A 19,979-nucleotide genomic window follows, 5' to 3' on the forward strand; every position below is an offset into this window, starting at 1 on the left:
CATGCTCAGCCGGGCATGTACCCATCGAGCACGGCGGCGACGATCGCTTCCGGCGCATCCTCCTGAACCAGATGGCCCGCGTTCGGGACCCGTATCAACTGGCCGTTCGCGATGCGGTCGGCGAGCGCCTGCCCTTGCTCCAGCGGAATCCACACGTCGTCCTCGCCCCATACGATGCGCACCGGAAAATCCGGCGGCGCGTAGCGGGCCTCCGCTTCCTCGATGTAGCGCTGGCGCATCTGCGCGATCTGGCGATAGAACGCGGCCTGCCCGGCCGGCGGGAGCCACGGTTCACGGTAGACCGACAGCGCGTCGTCGCTCAACGGTCGCGCGACGGCCTGGCTGATATAAGCCGACAGGAGCGCATGGTGCGCATACGCGGGCAAGCCCGTGAACGCGGCTTCGTGCTGCGCGACGTGGCGCACGAACGGCGAGCCTTGCGGCGCGATCGCGACCGGATTCACGAGCGTGAGATCCGCATACGCGATGCCGTCGAGAAAGTGCGCGCGCAGCACGGTGGCGCCGCCGTAGTCGTGCGCGAGCACGCGCGGCCGCGACAGTTTCCATTCATTCAGCAGCGCGCCGAACAGCACGTTCTGGCGGCCCAGCGATACGTCGGCGTCCGGCATGTCGGACTGCCCGTAGCCGAGCAGGTCGTAGAAATACACGCGATGGCGCCGCGCGAGCCACGGCGCGATCCGGCGCCATACCTGCGACGAAAACGGCGTGCCGTGCACGAGCACGAGCGGCGGGCCTTCGCCGAGCGTGCCCCATGCAATCCGGTGGCCTTCGAAAGTGAAGCGGTTCGGGAGTTCGAGCATCGGCTTCTCCGTGATAACCTGTTTTGGTTATTAACAGGTTACGCCGGATTGTCCGGATATGAAACCGAATAGGTGAAAATAAATGGTTACTCGATCCGACCCGGCACGACAAGGGCATGACTGGCTCGCGGCCGATTTCGTCGGCGGCCATCCGGCGCTCGACTTCCTCAACACGGTGGCCGACACGGGCAAGACGCGCGATGAAGACAAGCTCATCGACTGGCCAGCCGTGCGCACATGGGCGGAGAAGGCGGGATTGCTGGCGCCGGACGATCTGGCGCGGCTGCTGCGCCATCCTCGGCAGGACGGCCCCGACGAGCTGGCGGCGCTGCACCGCTTTCGCGACGACGCGTACGCGGCGATCGCGTATCTGACGGCCGAAGGCGGCAGCAGCGCGGGCGAGCGCGCGGCGAACCGGCTCGCGGTGGCGATCCGCGACGCGATCGGGCGCAGCGCGTTCGACGCCATCGGCGGCCGCTTCGCGTGGCGGCCCGATGCGCGTGCCGCGTCGCGCTGGATCGATGCGGTCGCGCTCGGCTTCGAGGATCTGATGCGCAGCGACGATTTCGCGCGCGTGCGGCAATGCGGCCGGTGTACGTGGTTCTTCGTCGATCGCGGCCGCGGCGTCGGCCGGCGCTGGTGCGACATGCGCACGTGCGGAAATCGCGCGAAGGTGGAGGCGTTCAGGGAGCGCTGACGCGCACGTCGTGCCGCGGGCCGCGCCGCGCGTGCGTCATTGAGCGGCTTCGTGCGGACGGTGGTGGTCGGGCCATAACGTCGCGGCGATGAACAGCCCGGCTGCAAGGAACGGCGCACCGATCGCGAACAGGATGGCCGTGAGGCCCCAGCGATCCCAGAAGCGGTCGACGAGCGCACGCTCGGGGGTGACGGGATCGTACAGCACGTTGACCGCATCGCCTTCGTGCAGGCCCGGGTGCGACGACGCCGGGCCCTGGGCGAACGTGATCAGCTGCCCGCTGTCGGTGGTGAACGCGACGACGGCCGAATATAGCGTCGTGCGTGACCGCCCGTTTTTCGCGATCTCGACCACGTGGCCGGTCGAGCGCGCATAGTGGTGGACGATCTGCCACTGATGCAGGCCGGCCGCGCCGGCGCCGGCGAGGAAGCCCGTGCCGATCGCGATCGGAATCAGCACGATCGCGACATCCCAGCGGCGTCGTGCCCGCTTGCGTGCGGCGCGCGGCGGCGTGGGGTCCGATTGCCGGCGGCGGCGCTCGCTGGCAATCAGCAGGCCGCCGATCGCGAACGACGTGACGGCGAGCAGCGCCGGCACGGCCACCGGAAACCAGCGTTGCGTGAAATCGTCGATCAGCGCGGGGCGCTCGGGGTGGTCGGGGTCGAGCAGGACGTCGACGTTCTCGCCGATGTCATAGGCGGGGACCGTCGACGCGGTATTGCCGGCGACTTCGCGGCGCTGGCCGTCGTTCGCGAGGTACGCGACGATCGGCCGATATGCGCGCATCGCATCGCTGTCCTGGACGATGCGCACGACCGTGCCCGGCGCGCGGACCAGATGGCCGGGTTCCCGGCTGGCGGTGATGGCCAGTACGCCGGCCAGCACGAACAGGACGACACCGATCGTCAGCGCGACCAGCGCGTCCTTACCCGGCATGACGCGATCCGGTTCGTGCATCGCACGGATTCGGGTGTGCCCGGGTGCGCGGCCCATCGCGACGGACGGACCGATATTGGCGCAACCATGCCCTCTGAATGGTCGCGCGTCGTTCACATGCTTCCATGTCTGACGTCCCATGCTCTCTCAGTGCCGGCGGGCCAACGACGATGCGTGGCGCCGGTCGTGTGATATTTGTCGGACGATTCTAGCGGAAACGATGCGCAACGGGCGTGCGCTCGCGTACCGGCGCGGAAGATATGCATCGCGAGTGGGGCGCGACAGAACGGAAAAAGGCCGGTCAGCTTTCGCTGACCGGCCTTTGGAATTCCTGGTGGGGCGTGAGTGACTCGAACACTCGACCTACGGATTAAGAGACTGGACTGGTTGATTTATATTCTTTGTTAATCAAACACTTGCTTCGCTTGCCGCCAATACTTCCCAATCTCATCCAACCTTAAACATGGGGTGCTCGGACGCAGCGTGTCACAATTCCGGCACAGTATGCTTTGCAGTCAGAGTCGCTTTATGCCTTTTGCGTCGGCCGCTTGCCCGAGACGATCGCCGCGCCCGGTCATGGGACGCTAGGCTAGCGGACGGCCCGACGCGTCGTCCAGCTTGGTGAACTCACGAAGCACGGGCATGGTATGCCGCGCCTTTTCCTTCGCGGGATCGCTCAACGCGAACCATTGCTGCAGTTGGTGAATGGACAGCATCGCCTCAATCGCTAACGGCAGGGGGGCCTTCTGTCTGGATAGTGCAGCTCGACGATTTGCCCTCCACGGCACCACTCGCTCCACACCCCTCCCAAAAACCCGCGCTTGCGCGCCCTCTTGGTCGACATGCTCAATTCCAACCCGAGCTGCTTCGTAAATACGACGTTTCCCGGCCACCGTCGCTCACGCTACGCGGATCGGCACCGAATTTGCGGCGTTTCGTTAGCCTTCGCTTGCGTCATTGCTTGGCATGGCTAGCGTATCGATGAATCGGTATCCGGTTTCCAACGACTCCGTCTCGATTCGTTCCAACCAACCACTGGAAAGATAGGAGTTTGGCCTTAGTTTTATCAGTTTTTTGAATTGCGCAACGTCGAATTTGATATTTTTACCAGATGCCATGGTCGACATACGGGACAATCTATAACTCTGATCTACGGTTTCGTGCCATTTGCGAAGGGTGGCCTGCATATAGTTTACATCCCCATCGCTATTCTCGATAATGTGCTGGAGTAGATCGGCATCAACAATGGTCGTCTTTTCGTCGGGGTAGGATACGCCAATATTTTGGGACGTGACCACGATATAGTCGACCAATATTACGAATCCCGTTGGAAAGAGACTCTTTAAGTCAAGGTGTGCGAACATTTTCTCAGCTAAAGCGCGCAAATAAATGGCTCCTTCCTGTGTAGAGAGAAAAGCCTTCAGTTTTTCAATTTGATTCAGTGCCTTTTCCAGATATCCACCTTCTCCTGAGCCCTTAAGGAAATCCTTGGCCCATTTTGCGGGGAGGTTGTTCTTGGCCTCGCAGATATAGGCGTGAAATCCTAGCGATGGCTCGTATGAAACAGCTAGACAGTCGATATCGGGCAAATCCTTGTTGAAAGATTGGAGCTTAATCTCGGTTCTGGTTCGAAAATTTTTGTGAATCAGGAAGTGCGCATCAATTCGTTCGACTAGAGCTGATCCGATCGGTCCAGCAAAGTCTGCTAAGAATCGCTTGCTGTGTTTGGTCGCGTACATGCGCAATGTGGCTCCAAGCCCATCGCGAAGTGAAAAAGTGTTGGGCAGTAAATGAAATGTGCCTTGACTTTGATCCCATATGAACGATTCCTGCGAGGCGGCAGCGATGCATTTAAGAGCAAGCTCGCATGCGACAGGAGTCACGCCTGTCCCGTGTGATATGCCATCTCGTATCTCCTGCATTGTGTAGTGAATGACTGCGGGTATCTTGTTTGCTGACGCAAAGCGACGCTCGTAAAGGCTGAGGAAAAGCAATTCTTTGTAAACTTTAAGTAGATCAGCATAGCAAAATCCTCCCATCTCGATCTTAGAGTCGTTGGGAATGTAAGAAAAGTAGGAGTCGACCTTGATTCCGACCTCGGCTTGGATAAGATCAAGTTGCTCGACGACGATCGGGTTGTCAATATCCCAGTGTTTCGTGCCTGCCAAAGCTTTTGAGTCAAGCTTATCTAATTTCCCTTTGAGGCGCTCAAGTGAGTTCATCGCGAAAACTTGTCGCTCATGAACGACTTGCCTTAAAAATGAGCGATCTTTTACCGACACGAGAAAGCAGTCTTTGGTTTTTTTGCAAGCAATGGATGCTGGATTCGCGTAGAAATAATAAATGTAATCCCGCAAAACGTGATATGCAGCACCGAATTCTGCGGCTTCACGGAGAACCCGGGAGATATTTTTTGTAACGGGTCCGTCGCAATTTATTGGAAGACGGCCTCCAACGATTTCGAGAGAAGCGCTATACAGTTCGCCCGCCGCAAAATCCTGGGCGTAGAGCAGTTCAACAAAGTTGCCGAAGAACGTGCGTGAGCAATTGGCGTTTTCCAGCTTTTCCACTTGAGCGGAAAGCTCTTCCTCGATAGCGCGATCAAGCTCTTGAATGATTTCTTTGGACATATTTCTAACCGTATCGGCTCATATTAGAGAGGGCTCTCCTGAAAATACTGCTTTTCTTCAGGCGTAATGGACAGGAGCATGTGTGCATTATCAAATAGGACATGTCAGCCATCCAGCGGCTTGGCGGCTATCTCGCGCCTCGGTCAGTTCCTCAAACGACTCCTGTGGGTCCGGAAGCCGCCGCTGCGACGATCGATGTCGAATGGTTGAGAGGGGTCGCAACACGCATTCCCTTTCGGTGGGAAATGTCATTCGCGACCGTCGACCTGCGAATGGCGGGAAAGCATCCCTTACTAATCCGACCGGCACTGGTGCTCTAACAGCGGGCGATTCGAGTAGAGACGCCCGTCGATATGCCCCACAGGTCCGCAGCCATTTCTGACAGATGGGACCTCATATTGCTGGCGGCGAGCCGGCGGTCCCTCTCAGTCGATCGGGTACAGGACGCCGACCGCTGGTATAGTCGCGAGGTCCTCCTTGCTGCGAGCAAGAAGCGGAAACGCCGGATTCCCTCCAATGGCTTCCGCGATGGCCGAGCCAACCGTCATGGGCAGATAGCGGTGTTGCTCGATGCCCCCGTCCTTGTGTCCCCACGTGATTGCCCCGCTTAGCGCGCGCTCGCTCGGCCGCACCCGCGCGAGCGAACTGAGCAGACTCAGCTCGATAATTTCGCCAGAGGCGACCGTAAGCCACGCGTGGAGGTTGATACCGTCGCGCCCCTGTATCGCGAGCTCAAGGGGATCGATGCCGGACCGGCTCCATCGTCGCAGATCATCCCAGTCTGGATGGAACACAGACTTTCCGTACGCCCATAGCTGACCGATCGTGACCCACACGGGCACCCCTAGTACCTGCTCGAAGTAAGGCTGCAGGTAGTGACACCACTTCAGACACTGCCCCGCCGATCCGGAAAAATCAGAGACCCCACTCGCCTGCGCAGCCTCGCATGCGAAAGCCCCGTCGGGGGTCAGCACGTCACCGACATGCCACGCGAGTTCTGGCGCCTCGAATCCGCAGTGTCTTGTGAACGCTGCAGCGTGCGCCAAGTGCTCCCGGTAGTCACCAATGTCTTCCTGACGTTTGGGCAGATCGGGCAGTTTGAATGATCGGGTCTGGTGCGGCAGCAACGGGACAGGCAATCGACCGAAGAGGCGGTCCATGGTTTTACGAAAAGACATTGGAAGGCATCTGATTTGTTGGCACTTCCGCTTTATCGGCTCGAAACGGCTCGGCTTTAAACTCCCGTGGGGGCGTCATGTCATTTGTGACTGACTGACCGGTAAACCTCGGGAAGAGGCCCCGAAGGCGCCTGAGGGCCAACTGCCGTTCGAGGTCGAAGGAAGCTCACTGATTTACGGGTCGGTGGCCATGCGCATTCCGCAAACTTTCGCGCGCAGCCAGGTGCGGGCAGTCGACAACAGATCAAGCATTGTCGACAATTGCACAAAGTTTTCTTACGTGACCGCCCAGCTCCAGTCCCAAGGCCGCCTTTCGCGTATGACGACCACAGTTGACACCGTCAAGCTTCGTTAAACACGTGATGAACGCCGACCATCATTGATGGTCGCTAGCACGCCAAGAAGAAAGGAGACCAGACATGATCGATGATATTCAACTTTCGGGGGCTCAGGCATGAGCTTTGCCCTTGAGAGACATTGTGATTACTGAGGGGATAGTCACTTCTTGCCGGCTTCGTGATACACAACCTTTGACAGTAAGTACTGTTGGACGGCCAATTGCTCGGCCCCGCTCCACGGCAGGGTATAGACTCCAGCGTGTGGATCGTAGCCGGGGTCCGTGAATTGACGTCCGTGACCGTCGGGCAAATCGGGTTCTTCGCGTGGAACGTGTTTGCACACGAATCGTACGCGTTCGTGACGGTTCTCCAAGTCCCCTGAGCAAAGAGCGGCCAATCTACCGCTCTTTTGTGGCTTGATGTCGTTGAATCGGGAGCTCACCAAAAAGTCGCGTAGCGTATCGAAGGCGGTGGGCAATGTTTGCGTGCCGTCCATGTATTCGAGCCAGTGAACAGACAGGTATCCTTCATTTTTTACTGGCTCGAATGCCTGAGGAATGATCTCCCCATTCTGTACGTACTTCGGTTTGCAAATTCGAACGACGTGGTGCTCAGAGGGAATAGGCCTTAGGCGTACTAGTTGCCACCACCGATAAATTCTTTCGCGTACGCAAACGACGAGACGAAGTTCTCGCAACGGTCTTCCCCCCACTCACGCTTCACCTTGCCATTCTTATCTTCCCGAGCCCACGCAAACTCGATGCGGGCGCGGTCTAAAAAACGAATGCTCAGCATCGAAACGGTGCTGATTCTCCACGTCGCAACCAACGACCCATCGGAATCAGATGTTAGAAGTGGGTTCTTCGCTGTTGGGCACCGATCAAAGAATGCCCAGAGGCCAGAAATGGAGTCTTGCGTCGGTAACGGCTCATCGTCCTCAGTCGAGTAGCGGATCAGCTCAAAGAGGCGGTGGCTGACCTCCGACGTCACGTTGAGCGGAGTCGATCCGACCTCGCTGGAGTCAGTGGCGTTCACAGGTATAGCCACCTCCTCGGACGGTGACCAGGCATCAGCGTTGTATGTTGTCGCCGGCGTTACGCGCACACGAGGAAACGAGGGGCGGCGCAGGGTACCGTATGTAATACCCGCGTCTCTAGCAGTAGAGAGCGGTAAAGTCGCAGCGTCCATAGTATTCCCCGGCGGTTTATGTTTCTCGTTTCCAGATCGTCTGCTGCATGACGTCCGTCGTTAGATCGCAGAAGCCTTCGACGATAGCTTTGTGTGCAACCTGAAACCAATCATGTTCCCAATCGGCATGCGGTTCCGGTTTCGACGATGATGCAGTTAGCTCCATCCGGATAGCATCGCCGCCAGCTGTCAGCTTGGCGCTCGCTATTGAGACCGTTAGCTTGCCAGCATCTTTGGGCAACCCATATTCAAGCTGCAGATAGGCGCCACGAATGTCGCCGCCCTCGACCTTGGGGGGCAGTCGCACATCCTTGAACAGCCGCTGCAAATCGCTCCAGTCGTTCCATTCGCGTCCTTGCCGGAACACGTTGATGTACGAGAGCTCGCATCGTCGTGTGACAAGCTCCGCTTTGAGTTGGCCTAGGAGGAACGTTTGGAACAGCTCAGCGTACTTCTTGTACTCAGCATAGATGGATTCAAACCGAGCATAAGGCTGAGTGCCGTCGGTTTGGCGCCAGTTGCAGTGGAAGCGGTCGCTTTGTACTTGAAGAAGACGTGTCTTATCCGCGCTGACAAACCAAACACGCGGGAGCATTGCGCCCGTTGTCCGATCGAAGTGAGGTTCTGCGCCGGGATCAAGCAACAGTGGGGCATGCTCGCACCCTGGGAAGTCGTTCTGGATCAGTTCCCAAAATCGACCGTAGTAGGGGACGAGGAGGCGAGTCTGTGGCTCAAAAGTCTTCCCGACGATTACCTCATTGATAGGCGGTGCGGAGAAGGAGATCGTCATGATGGTCGAGGATGCTACTTTTTACGGCAATGTAGCATTGAACTGCGGTTGCCGTATAGCGATCTCGGTCGACCGAAACGTGCGTTGACACTTCGTTGACAGAAAAGAAAAAAGGGTTACAAGCAATCGCTTGTAACCCTTTGAATTTCTTGGTGGGGCGTGAGTGACTCGAACACTCGACCTACGGATTAAGAGTCCGCTGCTCTACCAACTGAGCTAACGCCCCCAACAGAAGAAAGATTATGCCGGGGTTTTCAGGGCATGGCAAGCCCTTTCTGCGAATTTCCCGAAAATATTTCGTCTAGGCAACGACGGCTGTCGGCGCGGTAACGAGCGGTCGCAGTTCGCGCGCTCCCGGTATGATGACGCCACACGCGTTGCGCGGCGGTCGCGCAACGCTTTCTGGACACTCGAAGATGGACGAAAACGCAGTCCGCGAATTGCTGGATCGCCTGCTGGCCCCGTGGGTCCGCTCGCTGGGTCTGGTCCCCGTGTCGATCGGCGACGACAGCGTCACGCTGCGCCTGCCGTTTTCCGGCGAGTTCCGTCATTCGGGCGGCGTGATCTGCGGCCAGGTGTTCACGGCGGCGGCCGACACCGCGATGGTGGTCGCGATTTCGGCCGCGCTCGGCGAATTCCGTCCGATGACGACCGTGTCGCTGAACACGAACTTCATGCGTCCCGTGCGCAAGGGCGACGTGCTGGTCACCGCGCGCGTGCTGCGGATGGGCCGCAATCTCGTGTTCGGCGAAGTCGAGCTGTTCGACGAGGACGGCAAGATGGCCGTCCACGCGACGTCGACCTACGCCCTCATCAGCTGAGCGGCGCGATGTTCGACCAGATCGTCTTTGCGGGCGGCGGCAATCGCTGCTGGTGGCAGGCCGGCTTCTGGGACGTCGCGCAGCCGGCCCTCGGCCTGCGCCCGCGCGTGATCACCGGCATCTCGGCCGGCGCGGCCACCGCCTGCATGCTGTATACGCGCGACGCCGCGTGGGTGATGCGCTATTACGAAGAGGCGCTGCGCCACAACCGGAAGAACGCGTACTGGGGCAACCTGTTCGGGCGGGAGCCCGTGTTTCCGCATTACCGGATCTACCGCCAGGCGCTGCTCGACATCTACGGCGAGCCGTTCGCGAAGCTCGCCGCGGCGCCGGAGATCCGCATCGGCGTGTCGCACGTGCCGCGCTGGCTCGGCGCGCGCAGCGCGGTCGCGGCCGGCCTCGTCGCATACAACATCGAAAAGTACGTGCGCAAGACGCTGCACCGACGCTCGGGCGCACGCTCGGCTTTCGGCCGGAATTCGTGCGCGCGCAGGCCTGCGCGCACGTCGACGAACTCGCCGACCTGATCCTGCAGTCGTCCTGCACGCCGCCGTTCACGCCGGTGCTGCGGCGCGGCGGCCGGCCGGTGCTCGACGGCGGGATGGTCGACAACGTGCCGGTCGATGCGCTCGATCCGTCGCCGGGCGACGTGCTGGTGCTCGTCACGCGGCTGTATCCGCGTCCGCAGATGTTCACGGTCGCGCATGGCGACCAGCGGCGGCTGTATGTGCAGCCGTCGAGCAAGGTGCCGATTTCGAGCTGGGATTACACGAGCCCGTCGCAGATGCGGCATGCGTACGATCTCGGGCGGCGCGACGGCGAGCACTTCCTCACGCGCGTCGGCGCGATGACGGGCGGCCGCGTGGCCGCCTGACGATCGCTCGGGGGAGCAACGGGCCGCGCGACGCGCGCAGCCCGTGGCGATCAGCGCTTGCGGATCGGCGTCAGCGCTTCCGGGTTGGCGACGCTCGACATGTCGCCGTCGTCGAACGCGAGAATGTTGCGGAATGCGGCACTGAAATACAGCTCGTAGCTTTCGCGTTCGACGTAGCCGATGTGCGGCGTGCAGATCACGTTTTCCATCCGCAGCAGGCTGTAGCCCTGCAGGATCGGCTCGCTTTCGAACACGTCGATCGCGACCATTCCCGGACGGTTATGCGACAGCGCGTTGACGAGTGCGTTTTCCTCGAGCAGCTCGGCGCGGCTCGTATTGACGAGCAGCGACGTCGGCTTCATCCGCATCAGGTCTTCCTGCTTCACGATCCCGTGCGTGTCGTCGTGCAGGCGCAGGTGCAGCGACAGCACGTCGCTCTGCTCGAACAGCGCCTCGCGGCTCTCGGCGGCCGTATAGCCGTCGGCGCGCGCGGCCTCGAGCGAATGCTCGCGGCCCCAGATCAGCACGTTCATCCCGAACGCCTTGCCGTAACCGGCGACGAGCCGGCCGATCTTGCCGTAGCCCCAGATGCCGAGCGTCTGGCCGCGCAGCACCTGGCCGAGGCCGAAGTTCGGCGGCAGCGCCGACGTCTTCAGGCCCGACTGCTGCCAAGCACCCTGTTTCAGGTTCGCGACGTATTGCGGAATGCGGCGCTGGGCGGCCATCACGAGCGCCCAGGTCAGCTCGGCCGGCGCGACCGGCGAACCGGTGCCTTCGAGCACCGCGATGCCGCGGTCGGTACACGCGTCGAGATCGATGTGGCTCGACACGCGGCCGGTCTGGCTGATCATGCGCAGATTCGGCAGCTTGGCGAGCAACTGCGACGTAATCGGGGTTCGTTCACGAATCAGCACGAGCGCCTCGACTTCCGCCAGACGGCTGGCGAGCTGTCCGAGGCCGCGCACCGTATTGTTGAAGACCTTTACGTCGTGGCCGGCGAGCATCTCGAAGCAGTTCAGCTTGCGGACGGCGTCCTGGTAGTCGTCGAGGATGGCAATTTTCATGGTGAACGGGGTGTCGCGCGTTGAAAGCGGCAGGGCGGCGGCGCAGCTTGCGCGCCGGTCTCGCCCGGCCGGGGCCGACATGATGCAACGTCGGCCGCCTTCATGGTGTCTTTTTAACAGGTTGTTACGCTCCGCCGCAATCGGCTTCCGCCGCCCCGGGCGCCGCTCCCGCGCCGTGCAAAGGGGTGCGCTGTTGTGTCGCATCGAACACGTCCTTCCTGATTCGGCCGCTTACTCGACGAGGTTCACCCAATTGTTGCTTCAAGCAGAATAATTGGATCAAGTATCCGCAGAAGGCGAGGATTTTTGACTATTTTTATCGTCAACCGGCCCCTTGTTGAGCAACTCTGCATCATTTCCGCTGTCGTAGGAGAATTACGCATTTGCATCATCTTTTTGAAGTTGTAACAGCGGCAGGAGTCGTTATGGATCATTTGCAGTCGATGCGCGTGTTCGTCAAGGTTGCAGATCTCGGCAGTTTCGCGCGGGCCGCGAGCGCAATGGATATCTCCAACGCGGTCGCGACGCGCCACGTCGCCGATCTGGAAGGCCGGCTCGGCACGCGTTTGCTTAACCGCACCACGCGCAGCCTCTCCCTGACGGAGTCGGGTCAGGTCTATCTGGAGCGTGCCCGCCAGATCCTCGACGAGCTCGAGGACGTCGAGCAGATGGTCGTCGCACGCAATCACGAGCCGGTCGGCACGCTGCGCATCGTCGCGCCGGTCGTGTTCGGCCTGCACAATCTCGCCCCGGTGCTGCAGTCGTACACGGAGAATTTCCCGAAGGTGGTGCCCGATCTCACGCTGGTCGACCGGCAGGTCGATCTCGTCGAGGAAGGCTTCGACGTCGGCATCGTGGTCACGCGCCAGATGCGTAGCGCGAGCATCGTCACGCGGCGCCTGACCACCGGTTGCATGACCGTGTGTGCGACGCCCAGCTATCTGGAGAAGCACGGCGTGCCGATTCATCCGGAACAGCTCGCCGAGCACCCGGCCCTGAGCCTGCCGACCGAATACTGGGGCGACGAGCGTGTGTTCACCGGGCCGGACGGCGAAGTACGCGTGCGCCCGACCAACGTGATCGTCGCGAACAACACCGCGATGCTGCGCCAGTTCGCGCTGCTCGGGATGGGCGTCGCGATCCTGCCGAGCTACCTGATCGGCAGCGACATCGCGCGCGGCGCGCTCGTGCGGCTGCTGCCGGATTTCCGGCTGCCGCAGGTCGAGATCAACATCGCCTACCCGAGCCGGCGCCATCTGCCGGCGAAGGTGCGCACGTTCATTGACCACCTCGTCGAGCATTTCAGCCACTCCACCGACGCGACGATGGGCGAACAATGGGCCGCGCAGAGCGCGACGGTGCCGCCGATCGGCGTCGAGATGCGTGCCGAGCAGCCCGAATCGACCGATCCGAACCTGCAGCCGCGGATGGCGCGCTCGCCGCGCGCGCGCGTGGCGGTGCCGTCGCCGCTGTAACGGCTCGGCGCCCGGTAGCGATACGCCGGCGCAAATAAAAAACGCGGATCGATCGATCCGCGTTTTTTTATGGCTGCGTGCCGGCGCCGGGCGCGCCCGAAGCGGCGCCCGGCGGCCGGGCCGTCACGAACCCGTCTTGCGCGCCGTCGTCTTGCGGGCGGCGGTCTTGCGTGCCGGCACCGGTTTCTCTTCAGCGCCTTCGGTCACGGTTTCGGCATCCTTCGTCGCCGATTTGGCCGTCTTCTTCGCCGCGGCCGCCTTCGGTTCCTTCTTCTCGAACTCGAAGCCGATCTTGCCGTCCGGCTGCTTCACGAGGAACGCCTTGAAGTTGCGGCCGGTACGCGACGACTTGAAGCCCGGCAGCAGATCCGTGCGGCCGTCGGCCAGCAGCTTGCCCATCTGCTCGCGCGTGATTTCCTGCTGCAGGATCACCTTGCCCGAGCGGAAGTCGCAGGTCTTCGGGTTCGCGACCGAGTGCTCGCACACGTAGCTCATCCCGTGCTCGAACACGCGGCCCTTGCATTTCGGGCACGCGCCGACCGGTTCCTGCGCGGAGAAGTCGGGCGCTTCGCCTTCCTCGCCGCCCTGGTCCTGGCCGAAATCGAACTCGAGCTTGTAGTTCTTCGTCTCGTCGTCGAAGGACAGCTTGAGGATCGCCGAGAACGGGCGGCCCATCTTGCTGCGGAACCCGGACAGCGGCCCGATTTCCTTCTTCTGCAGCAACTCCTCGACTTCCGGGATCTCGAACTGCCGGCTGCCCGGGATCTTCGAGATCGAGAAGTCGCACTTCGTGCACGCGAAGCGGCGGTAGTTTTCCTTCACCTGGCCGCCGCAATTCGGGCACGGCGTCTGAAGGGTCGCGTAGTCGCCGGGGATCGTGTCGGAATCGTATTCCTTCGCGCGCTTGACGATCTGCTGCGTCATGCGGGCGATTTCCTGCATGAACGCGTCGCGGCCGAGATTGCCGCGCTCCATCTGCGACAGCTTGTATTCCCATTCGCCGGTGAGCTCGGGCGCGGTGAGTTCCTTCACGCCGAGGCCGCGCAGCAGCGTCATCAGCTGGAACGCCTTCGCGGTCGGGATCAATTCGCGGCCCTCGCGCAGCAGGTACTTCTCGCCGAGCAGACCTTCGATGATCGCCGCCCGGGTGGCCGGCGTGCCGAGGCCCTTCGCGGCCATCGCCTCGCGCAGCTCGTCGTCCTCGACCAGCTTGCCGGCGCCTTCCATCGCGGACAGCAGCGTCGCTTCCGAGTAGCGTGCGGGCGGCTTGGTCACGAGCGCGACGGCGGCGATTTCGTCCGTCTTCACCTTCTCGTCCTTCTGCACCGGCACGAGGTTCGCGTCCGCGCCTTCGGCATCGCGGCCGTACACCTGCAGCCAGCCCGGTTCGACGAGCACCTTGCCTTCGGTCTTGAAGTGATGGCCGGCGACTTCGGTGATGCGCGTCGTCACGCGGAATTCGGCTGCCGGGAAGAACACCGCGAGGAAGCGCTTCACGACCATGTCGTACAGCTTCTGCTCCGGCTCGGACAGCGATTTCGGCGCCTGCAGCGTCGGGATGATGGCAAAGTGGTCGCTGATCTTCGAGTTGTCGAAGATCCGCTTGTTCGGCTTCACCCAGCCCTTGTCGAGCACCTGCTTCGCGTGCGGCAGATAGTTGTTGCTTTCCTTGAGCATCTCCAGCGTGGACTGGACCGTCGACAGGTAGTCTTCCGGCAGCGCGCGCGCGTCGGTACGCGGGTAGGTCAGCACCTTGTGCTTTTCATACAGCGCCTGCGCGAGGCCGAGCGTGTTCTTCGCCGAGAAGCCGAAGCGGCTGTTCGCCTCGCGCTGCAGGCTCGTCAGGTCGAACAGCAGCGGCGACAGTTGGGTCGACGGCTTCGATTCCTCGGACACCGTGCCGACCTGGTCGCGGCAGGCGGCAACGATCGTTTCGGCGGCCGGCAGGCTCCACAGACGGGAGTCGCGCTTTTCCGGATCGAATTCGTCGCGCTTGAATTTCGGGTCGTACCACTTGCCTTCGTAGAAGCCGCCCGCGCACGCGAATTCGGCCTTCACTTCCCAGTAGTCGCGCGGGACGAAGCGGCGGATTTTCTCTTCCCGTTCGACGACGATCGACAACGTTGGCGTCTGAACGCGGCCGACGGTGGTCAGGAAAAAGCCGCCGCCCTTGCTGTTGAACGCGGTCATCGCGCGCGTGCCGTTGATCCCGACGAGCCAGTCGGCTTCCGAGCGGCAGCGCGCGGCGTCGGCGAGCGGCTGCATGTCCGAGTCGCTGCGCAGGTTCGCGAAACCGTCGCGGATCGCCTGCGGCGTCATCGATTGCAGCCACAACCGCTGGACCGGCTGCTTCGCCTTCGCGTGCTGCGCGATCAGGCGGAAAATCAGCTCGCCTTCGCGCCCCGCGTCGCATGCGTTGATCAGTCGGTCGACGTCCTTGCGCTTCATCAGCTTCGTGAGCACCTTGAGGCGCGACTCGCTTTTTGCGATCGGGTTCAGGTCGAAATGCGGGGGAATGACGGGCAGATGCGCGAAGCTCCATTTCCCGCGCTTGACCTCGTACTCCTCCGGGGCGGCGATTTCCAGCAGGTGGCCGACAGCGGACGAAAGGACGAAATCGTCGCTCTCGTAATACTCGTCATGCTTGGTAAAGCCGCCCAAAGCGCGTGCGATGTCGTTCGCGACAGAAGGCTTTTCCGCAATGATCAGTGCTTTGGACATGACAGGTGTGTGTTGGTAGACCGGGTTCGCCGGTGTGGGTCCCTTTTACGACCGCTTTATAGCACACGCCGCAGCGACGGCGGCTCAGCGTGTAAAAAGCGGCTCATCATAGAGGGGGGCCGCAACGGCGGCAAGCGCCGGGCGCGGTGGGGCGCGCAAACCTGCGCCAAACCGCCGCGCCGGCCCGCGGATTCAGGCTTCGACGTTCAGGACGTCGCGCAATTTCGGTGCGTGCGGCGCACCGGGCACCGCGCTCAGGTCGGACAGCATGCGCTCGACGATCGCCGCGTGCGGCAGCACCGTGCCGAAGAAGCGCGCGGTGTGGGCATCCTCGATCAGGATGGTCGGGAAGTTCTCGACGTCGAGATCGTCGAGCCGGTCGGCATGGGTTTCGATGTCGATCCACGCGAAGCAGGCGTCCGGATGCGCATCGGCGAGCTGGTCGAAGGCGGTCCGGTAGTCGCGGCACGTGCCGCACCAGTCGGCGCACAGGCACGCGACCAGCAACGTGCCGGGATCGGCGAGGCGCTCGGCGATCCGATCTGCGTCGGTGTCGAGATTCAGCGCGGGCATGGCATTCCTTGGGTTGCGTCGGCGGCCGGGCCGCCCCTATGCCGGGGAATGTAGCACGCCCCGCGCGGACGGGGTGGGCGCCGGGTCAAGCCGCGTGAAGCGTCCGCCGGCGACGCTCGCGACGCGGCCGGCCAGTTCCAGCGCGAGCAGCGCACCGTGCAGCACGTCGTCGGACAGGCCGCTGTGCTCGGCGAGCCATTCGTACGTCACGGGGCCGTATCCCAGCGCGGCGAGCACGACCTGTTCCGACGGGTTGCCCGGTGGCGGGGCTTCGATGCGGGGCGGCGCGGCGGACGCGGCGGCGCGATCCGGTTGCGCGACGCCGTCAGCTTCGGGCTCGCGAATTTCGCCCACGGTCGGGCCCGGGTTGCCGGCCCGCGCCGCGCCGCCCGTCGCGCGCGCGGCCGGCTCGCCGAGCCCGTATTCCTCTAGCACGTCGAGCGGCGCCGCGGTGAGTTTTGCGCCGTCGCGGATCAGCGCGTGGCAGCCCTGCGCGAGCGGGGCGTGGATCGAACCGGGCATCGCGAACACATCGCGCCCCAGTTCGTTCGCGAGCCGCGCGGTGATCAGCGAGCCCGAGCGCGGGGCGGCCTCGACGACGAGCACGCCGATCGCGAGCGCGGCGATCAGCCGGTTGCGCTGCGGGAAATGCGCGGCGCGGGCCGGCGTGCCGAGCGGCCATTCCGACACGATCGCGCCGTGCGCGGCGATCTTGTGGGCGAGCGCGCGGTGCCGCGCCGGATAGACGAGATCGGCGCCCGTCGCGATCACCGCGACGGTGCCCGAGCGGCCGTCGAGCCCGCCACGATGCGCGGCGCCGTCGATCCCGAGCGCCAGGCCCGAGACGATCGTGAGGCCCGCGTCGGACAACGCGTGGGCGAAATGCGTGGCGTCGGCGAGCCCCTGCGGCGTCGCATGGCGGCTGCCGACGATGGCGAGGCCGCGTGCGTGCAGCAGGTCGAGCCGCCCCTTTACATATAGCAGCGGCGGCGGATCGTGCAGGTCGCGCAGCCGCGGCGGGTAGGCCGGGTCGCTCAGCGTGACGAGCACGTTGCCCGGGCCGTCGAGCCATGCGAGCGCGGCGCGCGTGCGCGTATCGAGATCGGCGCGCCCGCTCGCGCGCACGGCCTGCGCGGCGGCGGGGCTGCTCACGGCGGCGATGGCTTCGTCGGACGCGCACAGTAACGCCTCCGGCGAGCCGAATACCTCGAGCAGCACCTGCAGCACGGCGGGCGGGAGACCGGGCACATGCGCGAGCTGCAGCCAGGCGCGCAGCGCGGCGGGCGTCAGCGCTTGCGGGGACATGAGGCTGCCCTCCAATGCGGCAGCCAGCGGAGCGCGTGGCGCCATGATAAAATTTTCATCATCCGAAATACTCGACAGGGCCGTGCGCGCAGGCGCCCGGCCGATTGCAGGAGGCGCGATCCGCGGCATTGATATGCCACGCATCCGCCTCATCTTCATTGCATCCCGGCGGCGGCGCCAGCCGGCCGGATGGCCGATGCGGCGCGCCGCTCCACCGAATACCGAACACCATGGCTTTGCTCAATATTCTTCATTACCCCGACAAGCGGCTGCACAAGGTCGCGAAGCCCGTCGACAAGGTCGACGACCGGATCCGCAAGCTCGTCGCCGACATGGCCGAGACCATGTACGCCGCGCCCGGCATCGGCCTGGCGGCCACGCAGGTCGACGTGCACGAGCGCGTGATCGTGATCGACGTCTCCGAGGAGAAGAACGAGCTGCGCGCGTTCATCAACCCGGAAATCGTGTGGTCGAGCGACGCGAAGCAGACCTATGAAGAAGGCTGCCTGTCGGTGCCCGGCATCTACGACGAAGTCGAGCGCCCCGACCGCGTGCGCGTGCGCGCGCTCAACGAGCAGGGCGAGACGTTCGAGCTCGACTGCGAAGGGCTGCTCGCGGTGTGCGTGCAGCACGAGATGGATCACCTGATGGGCCGCGTGTTCGTCGAATACCTGTCGCCGCTCAAGCAGACGCGTATCAAGACGAAGATGAAGAAACTCGAACGCGCGATGTGATGCGCGTGCGCCCAGCCCGACCCCGAACGCTGTCATGACCCATACGTTGCGCGTGATTTTTGCCGGCACGCCGGAATTCGCCGCGGCTGCCCTTGCCGCGATCCACGAGGCCGGTTTCCCGGTGCCGCTCGTGCTCACCCAGCCCGATCGCCCGGCCGGGCGCGGGATGAAACTCCAGGCGAGCGCCGTGAAGCGCTACGCCGTCGAGCACGGGATGACCGTCGCGCAGCCGCCGTCGCTGCGCCGCGCGGGCAAGTACCCGGCGGAGGCGGCCGACGCGATCGAGCTGCTGCGCACGACGCCGCACGACGTGATGGTGGTGGCCGCGTACGGCCTGCTGCTGCCGCAGGAAGTGCTCGACATCCCGCGCGCCGGCTGCATCAACATCCATGCGTCGCTGCTGCCGCGCTGGCGCGGCGCCGCGCCGATCCATCGTGCGATCGAGGCCGGCGACGCCGAGACGGGCGTCACGCTGATGCAGATGGATGCCGGCCTCGACACCGGCGCGATGATCGAGGAGGCGCGCCTCGCGATCGCGCCCGACGATACGACCGCGACGCTGCACGATCGCCTCGCCGCCGACGGCGCGCGGCTGATCGTCGACGCGCTCGTGCGGCTCGAGCGCGACGGCACGCTGCCGGCGACGCCCCAGCCGGCCGACGGCGTGACCTACGCGGAAAAGATCGGCAAGCACGAAGCGGCGCTCGACTGGCGCAAGCCGGCCGACGTGCTCGCGCGCCAGGTGCGTGCGTTCGATCCGTTCCCGGGCGGCGTCGCGACGCTCGATGGCGCGGCCATCAAGCTGTGGGCGGCGGAGCCCGTGGCGGCGCGCGGCCCGAGTGCCGACGCGGCGCCCGGCACGATCGTCGAAGCCGCGCCGGAAGGCGTGGTGGTCGCGTGCGGCAGCGGTGCGCTGCGCGTGACCCAGTTGCAGAAGCCGGGCGGCAAGCGGCTGCCCGCTCGGGAATTTCTCGCCGGTTCGCCGCTCGTCGCCGGCCAGCGTTTCGCGCTGCCAGACGCCGACTGACAGGACCTAAGCGCCATTCGACCCGATCCGCCGGCCCGGCGCAACTAGCCGGACGGCCGAGTCGCGTGGGGCGGCAGGCGCGCGTAGAATTTCCCTGCGCTCTCCGGTTTCGAGGTTTTCATGTTCGGCATCACCCATTTCGGCTTCTTCGTGTTCGCGGTTTTCCTGCTGAACATCACGCCTGGTCCCGATACGGCCTACATCGTCGGCCGCAGCGTCGCGCAGGGGCGCGGCGCGGGGCTGATGTCGGCGTTCGGCATTTCGGCCGGCTGCTGCGTGCACGCGCTCGCCTGCGCGTTCGGCCTGACCGCGCTGCTGGCCGCGTCGGCAACCGCGTTCACGGTGATCAAGCTGGTCGGCGCCGCGTACCTGATCTATCTCGGCGTGCGGATGATCGTCGCGAAGCAGGCCGCCGCGCCGTCGGGCGCCGAAGCCGCGCGGGTAGCGGCCGCCAAGCCGCTGCGCCAGTTGTTCATGCAGGGTTTCTGGACCAACGTGCTGAATCCGAAGGTCGTGCTGTTCTTCGTGTCGTTCTTTCCGCAGTTCGTGTCGGCCGACAGTCCGCACAAGGCCTGGGCGTTTCTGACCCTCGGGGCGGTGTTCGTCGCGATGAGCACGGTCTGGACGAGCGGGGTCGCGTGGGTGGCGGGCAGCGTCACGCAGCGCTTTTCCGGCAAGCCGGGCGTCAGGAAGTGGCTCGACCGCACGGTCGGCAGCGCTTTCGTCGGCCTCGGCCTTCGTCTTGCAGCTTCGCAACGCTGAGATTGAATTTTTCCGGCAAGACCTTATCTAACAAATCGCTTACAA

At 63.4% G+C, this 19,979-nt stretch carries 17 protein-coding genes, 1 tRNA gene and 2 pseudogenes; 8 read left to right on the forward strand and 12 right to left on the reverse strand.

The window, feature by feature from the left end:
- Nucleotides 1-5: 5 nt before the first annotated feature.
- Nucleotides 6-821 (reverse strand): alpha/beta fold hydrolase, encoded by an 816-nt coding sequence (locus QZM72_RS32685; RefSeq protein ID WP_301740174.1) that lies wholly within the window; start codon nucleotides 819-821, stop codon nucleotides 6-8.
- Between the two features lie 82 nt (nucleotides 822-903).
- On the opposite strand from QZM72_RS32685, the gene QZM72_RS32690 reads away from it, so the two are divergent.
- Nucleotides 904-1,518: a CGNR zinc finger domain-containing protein gene (locus QZM72_RS32690; protein WP_301740175.1), complete on the forward strand. Its 615-nt coding sequence runs from the start codon at nucleotides 904-906 to the stop codon at nucleotides 1,516-1,518.
- 36 nt (nucleotides 1,519-1,554) lie between these two features.
- Here the strand turns inward: QZM72_RS32690 and QZM72_RS32695 are convergent, their stop codons facing one another.
- The 7 genes and pseudogenes from QZM72_RS32695 to QZM72_RS32725 all read right to left on the reverse strand — a co-directional run bounded on the left by QZM72_RS32695 (nucleotide 1,555) and on the right by QZM72_RS32725 (nucleotide 8,804).
- Entirely contained in the window at nucleotides 1,555-2,595 is a 1,041-nt protein-coding gene (locus QZM72_RS32695; RefSeq protein WP_301740176.1) for a DUF3592 domain-containing protein, read from the reverse strand.
- Between the two features lie 473 nt (nucleotides 2,596-3,068).
- Nucleotides 3,069-3,298, reverse strand: a pseudogene (locus tag QZM72_RS32700) (IS5/IS1182 family transposase); the annotation flags it as partial.
- A gap of 94 nt (nucleotides 3,299-3,392) precedes the next feature.
- Nucleotides 3,393-5,084, reverse strand: coding sequence for a hypothetical protein (locus tag QZM72_RS32705; protein ID WP_144030119.1), 1,692 nt, complete (start codon nucleotides 5,082-5,084; stop codon nucleotides 3,393-3,395).
- A 425-nt stretch (nucleotides 5,085-5,509) separates the two neighbouring features.
- On the reverse strand, nucleotides 5,510-6,244 hold the full coding sequence (locus QZM72_RS32710; protein WP_089468759.1) for a hypothetical protein: 735 nt from the start codon (nucleotides 6,242-6,244) through the stop codon (nucleotides 5,510-5,512).
- A 992-nt stretch (nucleotides 6,245-7,236) separates the two neighbouring features.
- On the reverse strand, nucleotides 7,237-7,635 hold the full coding sequence (locus tag QZM72_RS32715) for a hypothetical protein (protein WP_144030118.1): 399 nt from the start codon (nucleotides 7,633-7,635) through the stop codon (nucleotides 7,237-7,239).
- A gap of 169 nt (nucleotides 7,636-7,804) precedes the next feature.
- Nucleotides 7,805-8,578, reverse strand: coding sequence for a TIGR04255 family protein (locus QZM72_RS32720; RefSeq protein ID WP_089468758.1), 774 nt, complete (start codon nucleotides 8,576-8,578; stop codon nucleotides 7,805-7,807).
- Nucleotides 8,579-8,728: 150 nt separating this feature from the next.
- A tRNA-Lys gene (locus QZM72_RS32725) sits at nucleotides 8,729-8,804 on the reverse strand.
- Between the two features lie 190 nt (nucleotides 8,805-8,994).
- Here QZM72_RS32725 and QZM72_RS32730 point away from each other — a divergent pair.
- The 3 genes and pseudogenes from QZM72_RS32730 (at nucleotide 8,995) to QZM72_RS32735 (ending at nucleotide 10,273) form a co-directional block, all read left to right on the forward strand.
- Nucleotides 8,995-9,399 (forward strand): PaaI family thioesterase, encoded by a 405-nt coding sequence (locus QZM72_RS32730; protein ID WP_089468757.1) that lies wholly within the window; start codon nucleotides 8,995-8,997, stop codon nucleotides 9,397-9,399.
- A gap of 8 nt (nucleotides 9,400-9,407) precedes the next feature.
- Nucleotides 9,408-9,596, forward strand: a pseudogene (locus QZM72_RS35730) (patatin-like phospholipase family protein); the annotation flags it as partial.
- Nucleotides 9,569-10,273, forward strand: coding sequence for a patatin-like phospholipase family protein (locus QZM72_RS32735; protein WP_367620050.1), 705 nt, complete (start codon nucleotides 9,569-9,571; stop codon nucleotides 10,271-10,273). The pseudogene QZM72_RS35730 and the gene QZM72_RS32735, both read left to right, overlap by 28 nt.
- A 50-nt stretch (nucleotides 10,274-10,323) precedes the next feature.
- Here QZM72_RS32735 and QZM72_RS32740 read toward each other — a convergent pair whose 3' ends face one another.
- Nucleotides 10,324-11,337 (reverse strand): D-2-hydroxyacid dehydrogenase family protein, encoded by a 1,014-nt coding sequence (locus tag QZM72_RS32740; protein ID WP_301740177.1) that lies wholly within the window; start codon nucleotides 11,335-11,337, stop codon nucleotides 10,324-10,326.
- A gap of 425 nt (nucleotides 11,338-11,762) precedes the next feature.
- Here QZM72_RS32740 and QZM72_RS32745 point away from each other — a divergent pair, with 425 nt between their 5' ends.
- Nucleotides 11,763-12,812, forward strand: coding sequence for a LysR family transcriptional regulator (locus tag QZM72_RS32745; RefSeq protein WP_089468754.1), 1,050 nt, complete (start codon nucleotides 11,763-11,765; stop codon nucleotides 12,810-12,812).
- Between the two features lie 123 nt (nucleotides 12,813-12,935).
- Here the strand turns inward: QZM72_RS32745 and QZM72_RS32750 are convergent, their stop codons facing one another.
- The 3 genes from QZM72_RS32750 to dprA all read right to left on the reverse strand — a co-directional run bounded on the left by QZM72_RS32750 (nucleotide 12,936) and on the right by dprA (nucleotide 17,456).
- Nucleotides 12,936-15,533, reverse strand: a complete 2,598-nt coding sequence (locus QZM72_RS32750) for a DNA topoisomerase III (RefSeq protein WP_301740178.1) — start codon at nucleotides 15,531-15,533, stop codon at nucleotides 12,936-12,938.
- A 192-nt stretch (nucleotides 15,534-15,725) separates the two neighbouring features.
- Entirely contained in the window at nucleotides 15,726-16,106 is a 381-nt protein-coding gene (locus QZM72_RS32755) for a thioredoxin family protein (protein WP_050011119.1), read from the reverse strand.
- A gap of 36 nt (nucleotides 16,107-16,142) precedes the next feature.
- On the reverse strand, nucleotides 16,143-17,456 hold the full coding sequence (dprA, locus tag QZM72_RS32760) for a DNA-processing protein DprA (RefSeq protein WP_301740179.1): 1,314 nt from the start codon (nucleotides 17,454-17,456) through the stop codon (nucleotides 16,143-16,145).
- 185 nt (nucleotides 17,457-17,641) lie between these two features.
- Here dprA and def point away from each other — a divergent pair, with 185 nt between their 5' ends.
- The 3 genes from def (at nucleotide 17,642) to QZM72_RS32775 (ending at nucleotide 19,934) form a co-directional block, all read left to right on the forward strand.
- Nucleotides 17,642-18,145 carry a peptide deformylase gene (gene def / locus QZM72_RS32765; protein WP_301740180.1) on the forward strand — a complete coding sequence of 168 codons (504 nt, stop codon included), beginning with the start codon at nucleotides 17,642-17,644 and terminating at the stop codon, nucleotides 18,143-18,145.
- 34 nt (nucleotides 18,146-18,179) lie between these two features.
- Nucleotides 18,180-19,172 carry a methionyl-tRNA formyltransferase gene (fmt, locus tag QZM72_RS32770; RefSeq protein ID WP_089468751.1) on the forward strand — a complete coding sequence of 331 codons (993 nt, stop codon included), beginning with the start codon at nucleotides 18,180-18,182 and terminating at the stop codon, nucleotides 19,170-19,172.
- 120 nt (nucleotides 19,173-19,292) lie between these two features.
- On the forward strand, nucleotides 19,293-19,934 hold the full coding sequence (locus tag QZM72_RS32775) for a LysE family translocator (RefSeq protein WP_089468750.1): 642 nt from the start codon (nucleotides 19,293-19,295) through the stop codon (nucleotides 19,932-19,934).
- Nucleotides 19,935-19,979: the final 45 nt, after the last annotated feature.

Source organism: Burkholderia sp. AU45388 (assembly GCF_030481585.1).
GTDB classification, from domain to species: Bacteria; Pseudomonadota; Gammaproteobacteria; order Burkholderiales; family Burkholderiaceae; genus Burkholderia; species Burkholderia sola.